This is a genomic window from Pseudomonas panipatensis, assembly GCF_900099785.1.
In the GTDB taxonomy this organism is placed as follows: Bacteria; Pseudomonadota; Gammaproteobacteria; order Pseudomonadales; family Pseudomonadaceae; genus Pseudomonas; species Pseudomonas panipatensis.
Map to the genome: position 1 here is coordinate 33,222 of NZ_FNDS01000006.1, position 17,197 is coordinate 50,418.

Consider the following 17,197-nt stretch of genomic DNA (forward strand, 5'->3'; position numbering starts at 1 on the left):
GTCAGACGAAGGTGTACGAAAGAATAGCCGAGCAGGACGCTGCCGACGCTGGCCGCCAGGCCTGCTCCGCAGCAGCGCAGGCCGCGCCGGAAGGGGCTTTTCGCCGGTCACGCGGCGTTGCGCCATGGCTGACCCGCTGTCATCAAATGCGAAGTGACTGACGCCCTATGCAAAGCAGTGGGGCGCGTGCGCCTCTACTGTCTGTCCCCACAAGAACAATCAATGGCGATGACGCCAGGGTGACAACGTGAGCGCAGCCAAGCAGACAACCGTCCTCATCGTTCCCGGACTCCGCGACCACGTGCCCGAGCATTGGCAGACCCTGCTCCAGGCACGCCTGCCGAATGCCCGCGCGGTGCCGCCGCTGAGCGAGGACAAACTCAATCTCGACGCCCGCGTCGAGGCGATCCAGCGCGAGCTGGAGGCCATCGACGGACCGGTGATCCTGGTCGCCCACAGCGCCGGGGTGCTGATGGTGGTGCACTGGGCCGCGCGCCATCGGCGGCCGATCAAGGGCGCGCTGCTGGTCACCCCGCCGGACCTCGCGGCCACCTGGCCGGCCGCCTATCCGACGCCGCAGAGCCTGCGCGACAACGGCTGGACGCCACTGCCCGAAGGGCCGCTGCCGTTCCCCTGCCTGGTCGCTGCCAGCGACAACGATCACCTCGCCAGCCTGGCGGCCGTGCAGCGCATGAGCCAGGCCTGGGGCGGCCGCCTGGTCGAGCTGGGCAGCGTCGGCCACCTCAATCCGGCCTCCGGCTTCGGCGACTGGCCGCACGCCGAGGCGCTGATCCGCCAACTGGATCACTGAAGCCATCACAACCATGGCCGTCGGCGCGAGCCGGTGGGCGAGGGCGCGCGCTTGCCGGTCGGCGGCGCGGCGGCCCGGCCAGGGGAGCGTCTTCCCCGTCGCCGCGATTACAACAAGAAACGGAGCCATCGCATGCATAACAACAAGAATCCATCGCGACACCTGCAGCGCTGCCTATTGGCCTCGGCCATTCTCGCTGCCACCGGCAGCCCGCTGGCCCAGGCCTTCGAACTCGACACCGGCAATCCCGACCTGTCGGTACGCTTCGACAACACTGTCAAGCTCAGCTACGGGCAGCGGGTCGAGGGGCGCAACAGCAAGATCGCCAACACCGCCAACCTCAACGACGGCGACCAGAATTTCGCCCCCGGCAGCGCGGTGACCCAGCGCTTCGACCTGCTCAGCGAACTGGATGTGGTGTACCACGAGAACATGGGCTTGCGTCTCAGCGCGGCGGGCTGGTACGACCATGCCTACGATGACGTCGGCAGCGATTCCAATGCATTCCCCGGCGTGGCGGATAACGCCGGCCACCTGGTCACCGCCCGCTCTTCCCGTCTCGGCCCGCCCGGCAGCGTGGTCGTGCCCGCGCGCCAGCGCGCCGACGGCCAGGGCCTGAGCGGCTTCGCCGATCGCTACTACAACGGCCCATCGGGCGAGCTGCTCGATGCCTTCGTCTTCGCCAACCACCAGTTCGACAACGGCATGCTGCTCAATACCAAGCTCGGCCGTCACACCGTGTTCTGGGGCGAGACCCTGTTCAGTGCCGCCAACGGCATCAACTACGGCCAGTCGGCGCTGGACCTGGGCAAGCTCTACAACGTGCCCGGCACCGAGGCCAAGGAACTGTTCATGCCGCGCAACCAGCTGTCGCTGTCGCTGACGGTGAACCCCGAGCTGACCCTGGCCGCGCAGTATTTCCTCGAGTTCGAGAACTCGCGCTTCCCCGAAGGCGGCACCTACATGGGCCCCTACGACATGCTCAACGACGGCGGCCAGGTGTTCTGGCTGCCGTTGCCCTCGGTGGCCGCGCTGGGCGGCCAGCCGGCCTTCTACGCAGCGCCGCGCGGGCATGACGCCAGGCCCGACAACGCGGGCGACTTCGGCCTGATGGCCAAGTGGAGCCCGGAATGGCTGGACGGCACCCTGGGCTTCTACTACCGCAAGACCTCGGACACGCTGCCGGCGGTCCTGATCGAGGCGCCCAACCTGCAGAAGCCCGGCCTGGCCGGCCTGCAAGGCATGAAGTACTTCACCGCCTACGCCGACGACATCGACATCTACGGCATCAGCCTGTCGAAGGACATCGGCCCGGTGAGCGTGGGCATGGACCTGAATTACCGGGAAAACATGCCCCTGGCGAGCAACTTCACCACCATCAACTCGACGCTCTACAACGCCGCCCAGCATGGCCTGATCAACGGCACCAACCTGATCGGCGAGCGCCCCAGCGGCGGCGATACCGGCCTGGCCCGCGGGCGCACCTTCCATGTGGTGCTCAACGGCATGGTCACCTTCGCCGGCACGCCGCTGTGGGACGCCTCGACCCTGGCCGTGGAAGGCACGCTGACGCACCTGGTCGCGGTGACGCAGGGCGAGCAGACCTTCAAGGGCGACTCCAGCTACCACGGCGTGGACAAGGTCACCCCCAACGCCTACGCCATGGCCGCCAACTTCACCCCGACCTGGTACCAGGTGTTCCCCGGCGTCGATCTGTCCATGCCGCTCAGCTACAACGTCGGCCTGCACGGCAACTCGGCGGTGCAACTGGGCGGCAACGAAAACGCCGGCAGCTACTCCGTCGGCCTCGCCGCCGATGTCCACCAGAAATACAAGTTCGACCTGAAATACGTCGATGCCTTCGGCCCCTTCGATACCTGCAAGAGCGGCACCGACAACAACACCCCCGGCGCCAACGGGCTTTACCAGTGCATCCCTGGGCAGATCACTTCCCAGGCCGGCCTGGCGCCGCTGCTGAAGGACCGCGGCATGGTAACGGCCTCCTTCAAGGCCGCTTTCTGATTCTCACAACGCTTCCGAGCCGGAGCAGGAGATCGACAACATGACCTTCACGCATTCTCTGATGGCCGCCGCGATCAGCGTGGCCCTGTGTGGCGCCGTCCAGGCGTCCGTGTCCCCGCAGGAGGCCGCCCAGCTGGGCGGCAGCCTGACCCCGGTCGGCGCCGAAAAGGGCGCCAGCGCCGACGGCAGCATTCCCGCCTACAGCGGCGGCCTGACCAGCGCGCCGGCCGGCTTCAAGGACGGCGACAGCATGCGCCCGGACCCCTACGCCAGCGAGAAGCCGGCGCTGGTCATCGATGGCAAGAACGTCGAGCAGTACAAGGGCCAGCTCAGCGCCACCACCGTGGAACTGGCCAAGCGCTACCCGAGCTTCCGCGTCGATGTCTACCCGACCCACCGCAGCGCCGCGCTGCCCCAGGCGATCCTCGACAACAGCCGCAAGAACGCCGTCGCCACCCAGGCGCTGGACGGTGGCCAGGCCATCGACAACGCGCTGCCCGGCGTGCCGTTCCCGATTCCGAAGAGCGGCGCCGAGGCGATGTGGAACTTCCTGCTGCGCTACCAGGGGGTGAACATCAACTCCAAGTACGACTCCTGGAACGTCGACGCCGCCGGCAACGCCAACCTCGCCACCACCGGCCAGGCCTTCATCAACTACCCGATCTACGAAAACCTCGATCAGCCGGTCAAGGGCGACGAGGTCTACTACCAGATGAAGCTCTACTACACCGGTCCGGCCCGCCGCGCCGGCGAGGCGATCATGCTCAAGGACGCCGCCAACCCGCAGCAGCAGCCGCGCCGCGCCTGGCAGTACCTGCCCGGCCAGCGCCGCGTCAAGCTGGCCCCGAGCCTGGCCTACGACACGCCCAACCCGGGCACCGCCGGCGCCGGCACCTATGACGACGTGTTCGTCTTCAACGGCGCCCTCGACCGTTACGACTGGAAGCTGCTGGGCAAGCAGGAAATGATCGTGCCCTACAACACCTACCGGCTGACCTACGCCAAGGACGTCAAGCCGCTGGTCACCGCCAACCACCTGGCGCCGGACTACGTGCGCTGGGAGAAACACCGCGTCTGGGTCGTCGAGGGCACGCTCAAGGCCGGCGCGCGGCATATCTACGCCAAGCGCCGCTTCTACCTCGACGAGGACAGTTGGGTGGCCCTGGCCTCCGACCAGTACGACGCCCGTGGCCAGCTCTACCGTGGCTCCTTCGCCTTCCTCAGCCAGAGCTACGACAAGCAGATCCCGGATGCCACGCCCTTCATGATCTACGACCTGATGGCCGGCACCTACAACATCAACGGCGTGGTCGGCCCGTACGGCGGTATCCGCTACATCGAGCCGCTGGCCAAGACCCAATGGTCGCCGGAGGCACTGGCCGGCGCCGGTATCCGCTAAGCGGTCCGCGCTCGCGGACGGTGTCATGGGTGCGGCGGCTCGCGAGGGCCGCCGCCTGACCCTTTTCGAGGTAGGCGTATGTTTTCTCCCCTGAAGCTCGCCCTGGCCTGCGCCGGGCTAGGCCTGGCGCTGTTCGCGGGCAGCGGCCAGGCCGCTGACTTCGTCGATGTGCTGGACCTGCCGGCACAGCCCAGCGAACTGGCCGGCAAGAGTCCGCTGACGGGCGTCGCCCGCGCCGGCGAACGCCTGGTGGTGGTCGGCCAGCGCGGGCACATTCTCTATTCCGACGACCAGGGCCGGACCTGGACCCAGGCGCGCGTGCCGGTCAGCTCGGACCTCACCGCGGTGACCTTCCCCACGGCTCGGCAGGGCTGGGCGGTCGGTCACGATGGCGTGGTGCTGCACAGCGACGACGGCGGGGCGAGCTGGACGCGCCAGCTCGACGGCCGGCAGATCGGCCAACTGATGCTCGATCATTTCCAGGCGCAGCCGGCGGAGGCCGATGTGGCCGCCCTGGACAACGCCCAGCGCATGCTCCGCGAAGGCGCCGACAAGCCATTCCTGGATGTCTGGTTCAAGGATGCGCAGCAGGGCTTCGTGGTCGGCGCCTTCAATCTGATCCTGCGTACCGAGGATGGCGGGCGCCACTGGACGCCCTGGAGCCAGCGCGTGGACAACCCGCAGGCGCTGCACCTGACGGCGATCGCGGCGGTCGGCGAGGAGCTGTTCATCGCCGGCGAACAGGGCCTGCTGCTCAAGCTCGATGTCGCCCGGCAGCGCTTCGTCGCCCTCCAATCGCCCTATGCGGGAACCTTCTTCGGCCTGCTCGGCAAGCCGGGGCTGATTCTCGCCTACGGACTGCGCGGCCATGTGGTGCGCAGCCTGGACGGCGGCGCGCACTGGAGCGAAGTGAACAGCGGGCTGAGCAGCAGCATCACCGCCGGCAGCTTCGGCGAGCAGGGCCGGTTGCTGCTCTTCAGCCAGGCCGGCCAGGCGCTGCTCAGCGATGACGCCGGCGCCAGCTTCCAGGCCTTGCCGCTGACCGCGCGCACGCCGATCGCCGGCGCCCTGGCCGAGCACGACCAACTGCTCCTGGTGGGCAGCCGCGGACTGCGCCTGCAAGCGCTGCCGCCGACCCGATAAGAACAAGACGAGAGATAGCCTCATCATGGTCGACCTGAAGCAAGGCGAGATGCCTGTAATCCGCGAACTGCGGGATTTCGATGCGCACAGCGGCAACCTGCTGGAGCGTCTGGTGTTCAACCACCGCCTGCTGTTCCTCAGCATCATCGGCCTGGTCACCCTGCTGCTCGGCTACCTGGCCGCGACCCGGCTGGAGGTTCGCCCCAGCTTCGAGAAGATGATCCCGCAGAGCCAGCCGTACATCCGCAACTACCTGGACAACCGCGCCGCCTTGCGCGGCCTGGGCAATTCGCTGCGGGTGGTGGTGGAGAGCACCCGTGGCGACATCTTCGATCCCGCCTACCTGGATGTGCTCAAGCAGATCAACGACCAGATGTTCCTAACGCCGGGCGTCGATCGCGCCTGGATGAAGTCGCTGTGGTCGCCGGCGGTGCGCTGGACCGAGGTCACCGAGGAAGGCTTCCAGGGCGGCCCGGTGATGCCCGACGGCTACGATGGCGGCCGCGCCAGCATCCAGCAGCTGCGGCAGAACATCGCCCGCGCCGGCATCGTCGGCAGCCTGGTGGCCAACGATTTCACGTCGAGCATGCTGCTGGTGCCCTTGCTCGATCGCGACTCGGCCACCGGCAAGGGCATCGACTACCGGCAGTTCTCCCGGGCGCTCGACGCGCTGCGCCTGACATACGAATACCAGGGCGACCGCCAGGCCTATGCCTCGGGCGAGGCGGGCAACGGGCCGATCCGCGTGCATGTGATCGGCTTCGCCAAGCTGGTCGGCGACCTGATCGAAGGCCTGCAGCGGGTGATGCTGTTCTTCGGCCTGGCGGTGGTCACCGCCTTCGGCATCATCCTGGCCTACACCCGCTGCCTGCGCAGCAGCCTGCTGGTGATCCTCTGTTCGCTGCTGGCGGTGGTCTGGCAGTTGGGCATCGTCGCCTGGCTCGGCTTCGCCCTGGACCCCTATTCGATCCTCGTGCCCTTCCTGATCTTCGCCATCGGCGTGTCCCACGCGACCCAGAAGATGAACGGCATCATGCAGGACATCGGCCGCGGCACGCACCGCCAGATCGCCGCGCGCAACACCTTCCGCCGGCTGTTCCTCGCCGGGGTGACGGCGCTGCTGTCGGACGCGGTAGGTTTCGCCGTGCTGATGCTGATCGACATCCCGGTGATCAAGGACCTGGCGATCACCGCCAGCATCGGCGTGGCGGTGCTGATCTTCACCTCGCTGCTGATGATGCCGGTCGCGTTGTCCTATGTCGGGGTCAGCGCCAAGGCCGCCGCGCGTGCCCTGCGCGAGGACCGGCAGGTCGTCCGGGAGCAGGGCATCGGCCGCCTGTGGCGCCTGCTCGACCGCTTCACCGAGCGGCGCTGGGCCAGCGTCACTCTGCTCCTCGCCGCCCTGGCCGGGGTCGGCGCGTTCGCGGTCAGCCGGCACCTGCAGATCGGCGACCTCGACGCCGGCGCGCCGGAGCTGCGCGCCGATTCGCGCTACAACCGCGACAACGCCTACATCACCGCCAACTACGCGCTGTCCAGCGACCTCTTCGCGGTGATGATCAAGACCGCCCCGGAAGGCTGCCTGAACTACCGCACCCTGGTCCTGGCCGACCGCCTGGCCTGGTCGCTGCAACAGCACCCGGGGGTGCAGGCCACCGCGTCGCTGGTCGACGCGGTGCGCCAGATCACTGCCGGCAGCTACGAGGGCAACCCCAAGTTCGCCAGCCTGCAGCGCAACCAGGACGTGCTCAACTACGCGGCGCAGCAGGCCTCGGTGAACGCCCCGGAGCTGTTCAACAATGACTGCTCGCTGATGCCGGTGATCGCCTTCCTCAAGGACCACAAGGCGCGCACCCTGGACGAGGTGGTGGCGATCGCCGACGGCTTCGCCAAGGCCAACAGCAGCCCGGATCGGCAGTTCCTCCTCGCCGCCGGCAGCGCCGGTATCGAAGCGGCGACCAACATCGTGGTGCGCGACGCCAACCACAGCATGCTGTTCTACGTCTACGCCGCGGTCAGCCTGTTCTGCCTGATCACCTTCCGCAGTTGGCGCGCGACCCTGGTGGCGATACTGCCGCTGATGCTCACCTCGATGCTCTGCGAGGCGCTGATGGTGGTCATGGGCATCGGCGTCAAGGTCGCCACCCTGCCGGTGATCGCCCTCGGCGTGGGCATCGGCGTGGACTACGCGCTCTATCTGCTCAGCGTGCAACTGCAACTGCAGCGCGCCGGTTTCCCGCTGGCCCAGGCCTATCAGCAGGCGGTGGCCTTCACCGGCAAGGTGGTGGCGCTGGTCGGCGTGACCCTGGCCGCCGGGGTAGTCACCTGGGTCTGGTCGCCGATCAAGTTCCAGGCCGACATGGGCATCCTGCTGACCTTCATGTTCCTCTGGAACATGCTCGGCGCGCTGCTGCTGATTCCCGCGCTGTCGCACTTCCTGCTCAACGAGCGGCGCCGCTGAGCGATGGGCCGGCGCGCGCCGGCCCGTCTCAGGGCAGCGGATAGAGCTGGAACAGGGTGCGGCTCAGCTCGGAGGGGGCGCCGAAGTAGCGCTGGTAGCGCGCCTCGCCGGCCGGGCCGCGCATGGCCTGGCTCAGGGCGGTGTCCACCAGCAGGCGGAAGTCGTCGTCGTTGCGCGGCAGCGCCAGCGCCACCCGCGACATCACGAAGAGCTTTTCCGGCACCCACAGGGCCTGCGGGTCGGCCTGGCGGGTCTGCAGGTTGAGCAGCACCATGCGGTCGCCGAAGAAGGCATCGACCTCGCGGGCATCCACCTGGCGCACACCCTCGGCGTAGTTGTCGACTTCTTCCAGGCGCGATTGCAGACCGAGTTCGCGGATGCGCTGGCGCGCCCATTCGACCGTGGTGGTGCCGCGCAGCACGGCGAAGCTGTGCTTGCTCAGGCCCTGGTTGATGGTCGCCCGCCAGGTCGGCCCGTGTTCGATGGGCTGGCCGCTGAGTGGCGCCAGCAGGCTCTGCGGCGCATCGCGGCGGACGATCACGCCGAGCCCGGCGGTGAACACCGGCAGCGAGAAGCTCAGGGTTTCGCGGCGTTGCAGGGTTTCCACCATCGGACTGCAGATGATGTCGACCTGGCCGGCGCGCAGGGTATCCAGGGCTTTATCCAGCGTCAGCGGCTGATAGCGCAGTTGCAGGTCGCCGAGTCCCGGCTGTTGCCGGAGCTGTTCGGCGATGGCCTGGCAGAGTTCGATGGTGTAGCCGCTGGCGTGCTGCTCGTCGCCGTCGGAAAACGGCGCATTGCCGGCCAGGAAGCCCAGGGTCAGGGTATGGCTGGCGCGGATGCGCGCGAGGCTGTCGGCCCGCGCCGCTTCGCTGGCGATCCCGGCGAACAGCGCCATGGCCGTCAGCACGGCCGCCGCGCGCCGGCTGATCTTCAGGTTCATCGCGAGCCTCCTCACAGTTTGCCGCTCGGTTCGAGCAGCGTGACGAAGCGCTTGGCGATCATGCCGAACAGCAGGTAGCCGACGACCATGATCAGCGCCGCGCCGAATACCGCTTCCAGGCCGGAGGCGTAGAGCGCGTAGAAGCAGTAGCCGACCGCGACCAGCATGATCAGCGAGTTGCGCCGGAAGATCGCCACGCCGACCCGCGCCTTGTACATGATCACCAGCAGCCCGGTCAGCGAGGTGACATAGGGAATCAGGTTGGTCACGGCGGCGAGGTTGACCAGCTTGTTGAACTGCGCGCTGGCGTTGGGCGAGATGGTCGAGAGGGCGATCAGGGTCTGCATGACCGCACAGGTCACCAGTCCGTAGAGCGGCGCGCCACGCTGGCTGACACGGGTGAAGAGCGCCGGGAACAGGCCTTGGGCGGCGGTGAACTTGGCCGTCTCGGCCAGGGTGAATTGCCAGCCGAGCAGCGAGCCGATACAGGCCAGCACGGCGAGGGTCATGATCAGGTTGCCGACGCCGTCATTGAACATGCGCGCGTAGGCCAGGGCGAAGGGCGCGCTGGAGTTGGCCAGCTCGGCGTTGGGGATGATGCCCTGGATCACGCTGGTGGAGAGGATGTAGACCACCGCCGCGCCGAGGGTGCCGAACAGGCAGGCCAGCGGCACGTTGCGCTTGGGATTTTCCACCGCGTCGGAGTTTTGCGCCGCCGACTCCATGCCGAGGAAGGCCCACAGGGTCAGCGGGATACTGCTGGCCACCGCCTGGCTGATCGGCAGTTGGTTGGGGTTCCAGGCGTCCCTGAAGATGGCTGGCTGGAACCACAGCCAGCCGATCAGGCTCAGCCCGGCCACCGGGATGATCACCCCCCACACGGTGATCGAACCGAGCCTGCCGGTGATCGCAGGGCCGCCGAAATTGGCCAGGGTGGTCAGCCAGACCAGCGCCACGCTGCCGATGAACAGTGGGATGGCGCCGCTGCCCAGCCAGGGGATGAAGGGCGTGAGATAACCCACCGCGGAAATGCCGATGGCGACATTGCCGATCACCAGGGAGAAAAAGTAGAGGTAGGAGCAGAGGAAAAAAGCCGACTTCCCATGCGCCTCCTCGCTATAGGCGGACATGCCGCCCGAGCGCTGGCAATAGATCCCGCACTGGGCGAAACAGTAGGCGATCGCCATCGAGCCGATGGCGGTGATCCCCCACGACAGCAAGGACACCGCGCCCAACTGGGCCATGCTGGAGGGCAGCATGATGATGCCCGATCCCATCATGTTCACGGTGACCAGTGTGGTCAGGCCGACCAGTCCCATTTTCCTTTCCGCAGCTGCCATGGTGGACCACCCTCGCTGTCAGTAGCCGCTGGACGCGCCGCCGGTTTTCTTCATCTGCTGGTAGGACATGCGCAGGTCGTTGGCCCAGGAGTCGATCAAGGGTTTCAGGCTGGCCACGCTCAGCTTGGTTTCCTTGTTCTCCAGGCTTTCGCCCAGGCCCTGGCGCACCACCTGTGCCACCACGCGGTTGTTCGAGGCATCGAGGAAGGCGGTTTCGGTGGACATCAGCACCTGCTGGTCGCGCCCGCCGGCGGCCATGTTGGTGCCGGCGATGACCAGGCCGATGGGAATCACCTCATAGGGCTTGAGGCCTTCGTTGCTGGTCGCCACCGCGGTGATCGCCGGGCGTATCACCAGGCTGTCCGAGTTGGGCGTGTTGCTGACCCGGGTGACCTTGCTCAGCTCGCGGCGCAGGGCCTCGCCGTAGTAGCGGCTGATCGAATCCAGGGTGGCGCTGGAGATCTGCGCGGTCGGTTGCGGCTTCGGATAGAACTGCGGCGTTTCGATATAGACGCTGGGGTAGCGCGACAGGTCGAGTTTGGGGTCGACCCAGCGTGCCACCTTCTCGCCGCTCGGTGATTTCTGTTCGCTCAGGCGGCTGTAGTCGCCGAGGAAGCCGGAGTAGTGCGAGGGCTCGACCATGGTGCTGGAGCAGCCACCCACACCCAGAAGGACTGCGAACAGCGGAACGCTCAGTTTCTTGATCATGTTGCACCTTTGCCTTGTCTGAAAGTGATGACTGCCGTGTTCCTTCATTCCTACTCGCTCTATGGGGTGCCGCTTTGATCGCCATCAAACCGCGCCCCCATGCGCGTTTTCCGCTTACCGCACCCTGGCGCCGAGCCGCCTGGCCCAGGGCGTCGCGCTCAACCCGTGCAGCACCACGCTGAGCACCACGGTGGCGATCGCCGTCGAGATCAGGGTATTGCTGCGCTGCAGGTGCTCGTCCAGGATCAGGACCGCGAAGACGATGGTGGCCAGGCCGCGCGGCCCGAACCAGCCGATGAACAAGCGCGTTTCCAGGTCCAGGCGCATGCCCGCCAGGCTGACCAGCACCGGCACCACGCGAATCACCGTCAGGCTGGCAATGGCATACAGCCACACCTCCACAGAGACGATAGACGATGCCTTGGGCGCGACCAGTGCGCCGAAGACGATCCAGGTGAAAATCGACAGCGCCTCGGAGAAGCCTTCGCCGGCTTCCAGCAACCGCTGCTTGTCCTGGCGGAACAGATAGCCGCTGAACAGGCCGCCGGAAAAGGCCGCGATGAAACCGCTGCCGCCGAGCACCTGGGCAGTGGCGAAGCAGAGCAGGGCCAGGCCCGGCAGGACCAGTTGCGACCAGCGCGGGATCTGCCAGTTCTCCCGCCGGGACAGGCGCTGCAGACCCCAGGCGAGCAGCGGCAGCAGCAGCCCCACCAGCAGGCCGATGCCCAGTTGCCCGGCGAGCAGGCGAAACGCCAGGAGCAGCGGCGCGTTGAGCTGCTCCTCGGCGATCAGGGCGAGGAACAGCAGCAGCACCGGCACGCAGATGCCATCGTTCAGGCCGCTCTCGACATTCAGGCCTTCGCGTACCGGCGTCGGCACCAGCGGGTTGCTGACCACCGCCTTGCCGAGGGCGGCGTCGGTCGGCGCGAGCAGGGTGGCCAGCACCGCCAGCTCCAGCGGCGGTACCTCGGGCAGCAGCCACAGGCCGACCAGCCAGCCGCCGAGGATGGTCAGCGGCAGGCCGATCAGCAACAGCCGCAACGGCAGTCCCTCGTGGGCGCGCAGCACGCCGAGGTCGGCGTTCGCCGCGTCGCTGAACAGCACCAGCGCCAGGGTCAGTTCAGCGAGGGTGCGCAAGCCTTCCTTGTCGACGCGCAGTTCGAGCACGCCGAGCCCGGCCGGGCCCAGCAGCAGACCGAAGAGCAGGAAAAGCAGCGGGCCGCTGAGCAGGCGCGACTCGAACGCGCCGGCAAAGGTGCTGTAGACCAGCAGGAAGGCGGCGAGTATGGCCAGGTTCTGGTACATGGCGGGGCGGTCCCGGGCGGCTGTGCTCAGCTAACGGTAGCCGCCGCTGGCGCCGGGCGCCGCCCCGTCGCGCGGGAAAACTGTCCGCGATCAACTCCGCCTCAGGAGGCGGATTGCTCGTAAGCCTCCAGCGCGCGCAGGGAGAACACATAGGCGGCGCCGGCGTTCATCGCGATCGCCGTGGCCAGTGCCTGGGCCACCTCGGCCTCGCTGGCGCCGGCCTTGCGCGCGGCCTCGGCATGCACGCCGATGCAACCGTCGCAGCGCGTGGTGATGGCCACCGCCAGGGAGATCAGCTCGCGGGTTTTCGCATCCAGGGCATCGTCGGCGCCGGCGGCCGCATCCAGCGCCTGGTAGGCATCGAGCATCTTCGGATGGGCTTTGCCCAGCTTGCCGAAGGCCTTCTTCACCGCGGGTACGTAGTCGGACCAGTTGAACAGCATGATGGCTTCTCCTCTGTGGTCGGGGCCTGGCCGCAGCCAGTCGACTCAGTCTGGACCCGCCGCCGCCATCGCGCTGCGTCGATCCGCCGGGCGTATCAGGTGTCCAGTTCCTCCAGCAGCGGCGCGCGGCGGGTGGCGGGTTTGGCCCAGAGCAATTGCGCGACGCCGATGCCACGCTCGATGAAGCCGCCCTCGCAGTAGCACAGGTAGAACTCCCAGAGGCGCTGGAAGGTCTCGTCGTAACCCAGTTGCAGCAGCTTGTGCCGGGCCTGGCGCAGGTTCTCGTGCCACAGGCGCAGGGTGCGGGCGTAATGCGCGCCGAAGTCTTCCATGTGCAGCAGGTTGAGGTCGGTTTCCTCGCTGGCGATCGCCAGCATCTTGCTCAGCGAGGGCAGGGCGCCGCCGGGGAAGATGTAGCGCTGGATGAAGTCGACCGAGCGGCAGGCCTGGGCGTAACGCTGGTCGCGGATGGTGATGGCCTGCAGCAGCATCAGGCCGTCGTCCTTGAGCAGCGCGGCGCAGCGGCGGAAGTATTCGGGCAGGAAGCGGTGCCCGACGGCCTCGATCATCTCGATGGACACCAGCTTGTCGAAGCGCCCGCGCAGGTCCCGGTAGTCCTCGCGCAGCACCTCGATGCGCGCCTGCAGGCCTTGCTCCTCGACGCGCCGGCAAGTGTGCGCGTACTGCTCCTCGGAGAGCGTCGTGGTGGTCACCCGGCAGCCGAAGCGACTGGCCGCATAGAGCGCCAGGCTGCCCCAGCCGCTGCCGATCTCCAGCAAATGGTCGGTGGGCTGCAGATCGAGCTTGCGGCAGATCCGCTCCAGCTTGTGCAACTGGGCCTGCTCCAGCGTGTCCTCGGGGCGGCGGAACATGGCCGCGGAGTACATCAGGGTCGGGTCGAGGAACTGCTCGAAGAGGTCGTTGCCGAGGTCGTAATGGGCGGCGATGTTGCGACGCGAACCGCGGCGGCTATTGCGATTGAGCCAGTGCAGGGCGCGCATCAGCGGGCGGCCGAGGCGGGCCAGGCCGCCCTCCATGTCGTCGAGCACTTCCAGGTTGCTGACGAACACGCGGATCACCGCGGTCAGGTCCGGGCTGTGCCAGTAGCCGTGGATGAAGGCCTCGCCGGCGCCGATCGAGCCGTTGCCCGCGACCATGCCCCAGACGGCATCGTCGAGCACCTGGATTTCCGCCTGGGTGGCGCTGGCCGGGTCGCCGAAGGACAGGCTCTGGTCGGCCAGGTGCAGTTGCAGATGGCCGTGGCGCAACTGGCCCAGGCGGCTCAGCACGGCCTGCTTGCACAGCCCGCTGAGCAGTGCGTGGCGGCCGCCGGCCTTGCCGGTGGTCAGACTAGGGCTTCGCATGACGGGATTCCTCGTGGGGGGGATGGGCAACGCTGAGGGGCGCGGTGGCCGCCTGGTGAGTGAAGATCGGTGTGCGCTTGAGCAGCAGGCGCAGGGCTTGCCAGTAGATCGCCGTGACCGTGCGCAGGGTCATCCAGGGGAAAGCCAGCAGGTGCCGGCGCAGCGCCTTGGCATCCAGCGGCTGGCGCTGCAGCCAGAGGTCGGCCTGGAACAGCTTCTCCTCGCCGCGCCAGTCCTCCATGCGGATGCGCAGGTGCGGCCCCTCGGCGAGGAAACGCATGCGGTATTCCAGGTCGCGGGGCAGGAACGGCGAGACGTGGAAGGCCTTGGCCACCCGCACGTCGCTGGCCTTGCCCTGGGCCATCGGCAGCACATAGTGGTGGCGCTCCAGCCAGGGCGTGTTGGTCACTTCGCAGAGCACCGCCGCCAGCTCGCCGTCGCGGTCGAAGCACAGGAAGAAGCTCACCGGGTTGAACGACAGGCCCCAACTGCGCGGCTGGGTCAGCAGGTGGATGGCGCCGTCCGGCGCGGCATCGCCGAGGGCTTCGCGCAACACCCGGCGCACCGCGTCGGCGAGGCTCAGGCCTTGTCCGGTGTAGGCCGGCAGATAGTCCTGCTCGCGCCAGCACAGCGGGGCGCAGCGCCAGCGTCCCACGAGTAGGCGCGACAGGCCGAAGACCTCGGCCTGTTCCGCCAGGTCCAGGTAGAGCATGCCCAGGCGATAGCGGAAGGCGTGGGCGCGCGGCGCCCAGCGCCGGTGGCTGACCCAGCCCTGGCAGAGACTGCTGTTCACAGGCTTTCTCCGAAGGCGGCGGCGACTTTCAGCGCGCTGACCACGCCGTCCTCGTGGAAGCCGTTGGCCCAGTAGGCGCCGCAGTAATAGGTGTGGCGCTGACCGAGTAGCTGGGCATGGCTGGCCTGGGCGGCGAGGGCGCCGAGGCCGTACTGGGGATGGGCGTAGCGGAAGCGGCCGAGGATCGTCCGCGGGTCGATGGCGTCGCTCTGGTTGAGGCTGACGCAGAAGGTCACCGGCGCCTCCAGGCCTTGCAGGATGTTCATGTTGTAGGTCACCGCCGCCGGCGCCTGACGCGGGCCGCCGAGGCGGTAGTTCCAGCTCGCCCAGGCCAGACGGCGCTCGGGCAGCAGGCGGGTGTCGGTGTGCAGGACCACGTCGTTCATCGCGTAGGGCAGGGCGCCGAGCACCTGGCGTTCGAGGGCGCTGGGCGCTTCCAGCAGGGCCAGGGCCTGGTCGCTGTGGCAGGCGAAGATCACCTTGTCGAAGCGCTCGCGGCCGGCGGCGCTGAGCAGGGTCACGCCATCCTCGTCGCGGTACACCCGCTGCACCGGGCAGTTCAGCCGGAGCTGGTCGGCGAAGCTGGCGCACAGCGGCTGCACATAGCTGCGCGAACCGCCTTCGACGACCAGCCATTGCGGGCGCTTGTCCACCGAGAGCAGGCCGTGGTTGCGGAAGAAGCGGACGAAGAAGGCCAGCGGGAAGTCGAGCATGTCGGCCAGCGACATCGACCAGATCGCCGCCCCCATGGGCACGATGTAGTGGTCGATGAAGCGCGTACCGTAGCCGCCGCGGCGCAGGTAGTCGCCGAGGCGGGTGGTGCTGTCGATGCGCTGGTTGTGCAGGTCGCTCAGCGCCTCGCGGTTGAAGCGCAGGATATCGCGCAGCATGCCCCAGAAGGCCGGCGAGACCAGATTGCGGCGCTGGGCGAAAAGGCTGTTGAGGCTGTTGCCGTTGTACTCCAGGCCGCTGGCCGGGTCATGCACCGAGAAGCTCATCTCGGTCGGTCGCGAGGCCACGCCGAGTCGATCGAGCAAGCGGATGAAGTTGGGATAGGTCCAGTCGTTGAACACGATGAAGCCGGTATCCACCGCGTAGTGCCGGCCTTGCCAGTGGACGTCGACGGTGTGCGTGTGGCCGCCGGCCCAGTCGCTGGCCTCGAACACGCACAGCGAATGCCGGCGTGCCAACAGGTAGGCCGTGGTGAGGCCGGCGATACCGCTGCCGATGATGGCGATGCGCATGGGTTCAGGATTCCTTGGCGGGGCGCGCCAGGCGCCGGCCGATGGCCAGCCGGCAGGCGGCGGGCAAGGCGCCGAGCAGACGCAGGAGGACGATGAATGGGAGCGGGAAGGCGATTTCGTAAGGCCGCCGCGGCAGGCGCTGGGCGATGTAGCGGGCCGCCCGTTCGGCCGGCCAGCGCATCGGCATGGGGAAATCGTTGCGCCGGGTCAGCGGGGTATCGACGAAGCCGGGACTGACCAGGGTGACGTCGATGCCCATGGCGGTCAGGTCGATGCGCAGGGACTCGAACAGGTAACGCATGGCCGCCTTGGACGCGCCATAAGCGCCGGCGCGCGGCAACGCCAGATAAGTGGCCGCGCTGCACATGGCGACCAGGTGCGGCCGCTGCCCGCGGCGCAGCAAGGGCAGCGCGTACTGTACGGTGAGGCTGGCGCTGTACAGGTTGCCGCGGACCACGCGTTCGACCAGGGTGGCGTCGAACTGCCCCGGCTCCAGGTACTCGCAGGTGCCGGCGTTGACGATCAGTTGCTCCAGCGCGCCCCAGGCCTGCTCGATGCGCTGGCCGATGGCGGCGACCTGCTCGGCGTCGGTCAGGTCGCCCGGCGCCAGCAGTACCTGGCCGGGGTAGCGCATTGCCAGGGTTTGCAGGGGCGCCGGGCTGCGCGCCGTCAGGGCGAGCTGGTGGCCCTGCTGCAACAGCGTTTCCGCCAGTGCCGCGCCGATGCCGCTGCTGGCCCCGGTCAGCCAGATGCGGCTCACGCCAGCCTCCGCTTGAGCCAGGCGATCAGCCGGCCGAGGAGCGGCAGGTGCTCGTAGAGCAGGGCGCCGGCATCGAAATAATCGTGGTGCAGATAGACCCGCTCGCGCCAGCGCAGGTACGAGCAGCCGTCCACGCTGATGGGGGCGCCGCCGCGCAGGCGGGGATGGCGGAAATGCAGGGTCCAGCGCAGGTAGCCGCAGCCTTCGCCGACCTCGTCGAAGCCGTGGACGTCGACACGCAGTGCCCCGACCTGCTTGTACAACTCGGTGAAATAGGCGCGCAGCGCCGGCAGACCCTGGACATGGTGCAGCGGATCACGGAATTGCACGTCCGGGCTGTACAGCTCGGCGAGCGCATCGAGGTGCTCGCTGTCCAGGCCGGCGAAGCCCTGGGCGAAACGCTGAAGGAAAGCGGACATGCAAAATCTCCAAGAAAGGTTGTACAGCCTGAAATAGCTGTA

The 17,197-nt window shown here is 67.8% G+C and carries 15 protein-coding genes; 5 read left to right on the top strand and 10 right to left on the bottom strand.

Annotated features, from left to right (window positions below):
- The first annotated feature begins 247 nt into the window (after window positions 1–247).
- From BLQ74_RS14830 to BLQ74_RS14850, 5 genes are all read left to right on the top strand, one after another.
- Complete coding sequence (locus BLQ74_RS14830; protein WP_090263436.1) at window positions 248–811, top strand: RBBP9/YdeN family alpha/beta hydrolase; 564 nt, start codon at window positions 248–250, stop codon at window positions 809–811.
- 132 nt (window positions 812–943) lie between these two features.
- The gene (locus tag BLQ74_RS14835; protein ID WP_090263438.1) at window positions 944–2,833 is read left to right on the top strand and encodes a DUF1302 domain-containing protein; all 1,890 of its coding nucleotides are present in this window, start codon (window positions 944–946) and stop codon (window positions 2,831–2,833) included.
- A 40-nt stretch (window positions 2,834–2,873) separates the two neighbouring features.
- Window positions 2,874–4,232 (top strand): DUF1329 domain-containing protein, encoded by a 1,359-nt coding sequence (locus tag BLQ74_RS14840; RefSeq protein WP_090263441.1) that lies wholly within the window; start codon window positions 2,874–2,876, stop codon window positions 4,230–4,232.
- Window positions 4,233–4,310: 78 nt separating this feature from the next.
- Window positions 4,311–5,375, top strand: coding sequence for a WD40/YVTN/BNR-like repeat-containing protein (locus tag BLQ74_RS14845; RefSeq protein WP_090263443.1), 1,065 nt, complete (start codon window positions 4,311–4,313; stop codon window positions 5,373–5,375).
- A 25-nt stretch (window positions 5,376–5,400) separates the two neighbouring features.
- Window positions 5,401–7,836 carry an efflux RND transporter permease subunit gene (locus BLQ74_RS14850; protein ID WP_090263445.1) on the top strand — a complete coding sequence of 812 codons (2,436 nt, stop codon included), beginning with the start codon at window positions 5,401–5,403 and terminating at the stop codon, window positions 7,834–7,836.
- Window positions 7,837–7,864: 28 nt separating this feature from the next.
- On the opposite strand, the gene BLQ74_RS14855 is transcribed toward BLQ74_RS14850, so the two are convergent.
- The 10 genes from BLQ74_RS14855 to BLQ74_RS14900 all read right to left on the bottom strand — a co-directional run bounded on the left by BLQ74_RS14855 (window position 7,865) and on the right by BLQ74_RS14900 (window position 17,155).
- Window positions 7,865–8,779 carry an amino acid ABC transporter substrate-binding protein gene (locus tag BLQ74_RS14855; protein WP_244507202.1) on the bottom strand — a complete coding sequence of 305 codons (915 nt, stop codon included), beginning with the start codon at window positions 8,777–8,779 and terminating at the stop codon, window positions 7,865–7,867.
- Between the two features lie 11 nt (window positions 8,780–8,790).
- Entirely contained in the window at window positions 8,791–10,119 is a 1,329-nt protein-coding gene (gene potE / locus BLQ74_RS14860; RefSeq protein ID WP_090263447.1) for a putrescine-ornithine antiporter, read from the bottom strand.
- Window positions 10,120–10,137: 18 nt separating this feature from the next.
- Entirely contained in the window at window positions 10,138–10,827 is a 690-nt protein-coding gene (locus BLQ74_RS14865; protein WP_090263449.1) for a DUF3313 domain-containing protein, read from the bottom strand.
- Window positions 10,828–10,941: 114 nt separating this feature from the next.
- A complete protein-coding gene (locus BLQ74_RS14870) occupies window positions 10,942–12,132 on the bottom strand; it encodes a cation:proton antiporter domain-containing protein (RefSeq protein ID WP_090263451.1) in 1,191 nt (396 codons plus the stop codon).
- A 101-nt stretch (window positions 12,133–12,233) separates the two neighbouring features.
- Window positions 12,234–12,575, bottom strand: coding sequence for a carboxymuconolactone decarboxylase family protein (locus tag BLQ74_RS14875; protein ID WP_090263453.1), 342 nt, complete (start codon window positions 12,573–12,575; stop codon window positions 12,234–12,236).
- Between the two features lie 95 nt (window positions 12,576–12,670).
- A complete protein-coding gene (locus BLQ74_RS14880) occupies window positions 12,671–13,939 on the bottom strand; it encodes an SAM-dependent methyltransferase (RefSeq protein ID WP_090263454.1) in 1,269 nt (422 codons plus the stop codon).
- The gene (locus BLQ74_RS14885) at window positions 13,926–14,732 is read right to left on the bottom strand and encodes a DUF1365 domain-containing protein (protein WP_090263455.1); all 807 of its coding nucleotides are present in this window, start codon (window positions 14,730–14,732) and stop codon (window positions 13,926–13,928) included. Before BLQ74_RS14885 ends, BLQ74_RS14880 begins: the two co-directional genes overlap by 14 nt.
- A complete protein-coding gene (locus tag BLQ74_RS14890; protein ID WP_090263457.1) occupies window positions 14,729–15,976 on the bottom strand; it encodes an NAD(P)/FAD-dependent oxidoreductase in 1,248 nt (415 codons plus the stop codon). Before BLQ74_RS14890 ends, BLQ74_RS14885 begins: the two co-directional genes overlap by 4 nt.
- A 4-nt stretch (window positions 15,977–15,980) precedes the next feature.
- On the bottom strand, window positions 15,981–16,736 hold the full coding sequence (locus tag BLQ74_RS14895) for an SDR family NAD(P)-dependent oxidoreductase (protein WP_090263459.1): 756 nt from the start codon (window positions 16,734–16,736) through the stop codon (window positions 15,981–15,983).
- On the bottom strand, window positions 16,733–17,155 hold the full coding sequence (locus BLQ74_RS14900; protein ID WP_090263461.1) for a nuclear transport factor 2 family protein: 423 nt from the start codon (window positions 17,153–17,155) through the stop codon (window positions 16,733–16,735). The genes BLQ74_RS14895 and BLQ74_RS14900 overlap by 4 nt, the downstream gene beginning before the upstream one ends.
- Window positions 17,156–17,197: the final 42 nt, after the last annotated feature.

Bases quoted from the DNA above. Each gene is read 5' to 3' on its own strand.
- BLQ74_RS14835 (WP_090263438.1), top strand. From the start codon at position 944: ATGCATAACAACAAGAATCCATCGCGACACCTGCAGCGCTGCCTATTG.
- BLQ74_RS14840 (WP_090263441.1), top strand. From the start codon at position 2,874: ATGACCTTCACGCATTCTCTGATGGCCGCCGCGATCAGCGTGGCCCTG.
- BLQ74_RS14845 (WP_090263443.1), top strand. From the start codon at position 4,311: ATGTTTTCTCCCCTGAAGCTCGCCCTGGCCTGCGCCGGGCTAGGCCTG.
- BLQ74_RS14850 (WP_090263445.1), top strand. From the start codon at position 5,401: ATGGTCGACCTGAAGCAAGGCGAGATGCCTGTAATCCGCGAACTGCGG.
- BLQ74_RS14855 (WP_244507202.1), bottom strand. From the start codon at position 8,779: ATGAACCTGAAGATCAGCCGGCGCGCGGCGGCCGTGCTGACGGCCATG.
- potE (WP_090263447.1), bottom strand. From the start codon at position 10,119: ATGGCAGCTGCGGAAAGGAAAATGGGACTGGTCGGCCTGACCACACTG.
- BLQ74_RS14865 (WP_090263449.1), bottom strand. From the start codon at position 10,827: ATGATCAAGAAACTGAGCGTTCCGCTGTTCGCAGTCCTTCTGGGTGTG.
- BLQ74_RS14870 (WP_090263451.1), bottom strand. From the start codon at position 12,132: ATGTACCAGAACCTGGCCATACTCGCCGCCTTCCTGCTGGTCTACAGC.
- BLQ74_RS14875 (WP_090263453.1), bottom strand. From the start codon at position 12,575: ATGCTGTTCAACTGGTCCGACTACGTACCCGCGGTGAAGAAGGCCTTC.
- BLQ74_RS14880 (WP_090263454.1), bottom strand. From the start codon at position 13,939: ATGCGAAGCCCTAGTCTGACCACCGGCAAGGCCGGCGGCCGCCACGCA.
- BLQ74_RS14890 (WP_090263457.1), bottom strand. From the start codon at position 15,976: ATGCGCATCGCCATCATCGGCAGCGGTATCGCCGGCCTCACCACGGCC.
- BLQ74_RS14900 (WP_090263461.1), bottom strand. From the start codon at position 17,155: ATGTCCGCTTTCCTTCAGCGTTTCGCCCAGGGCTTCGCCGGCCTGGAC.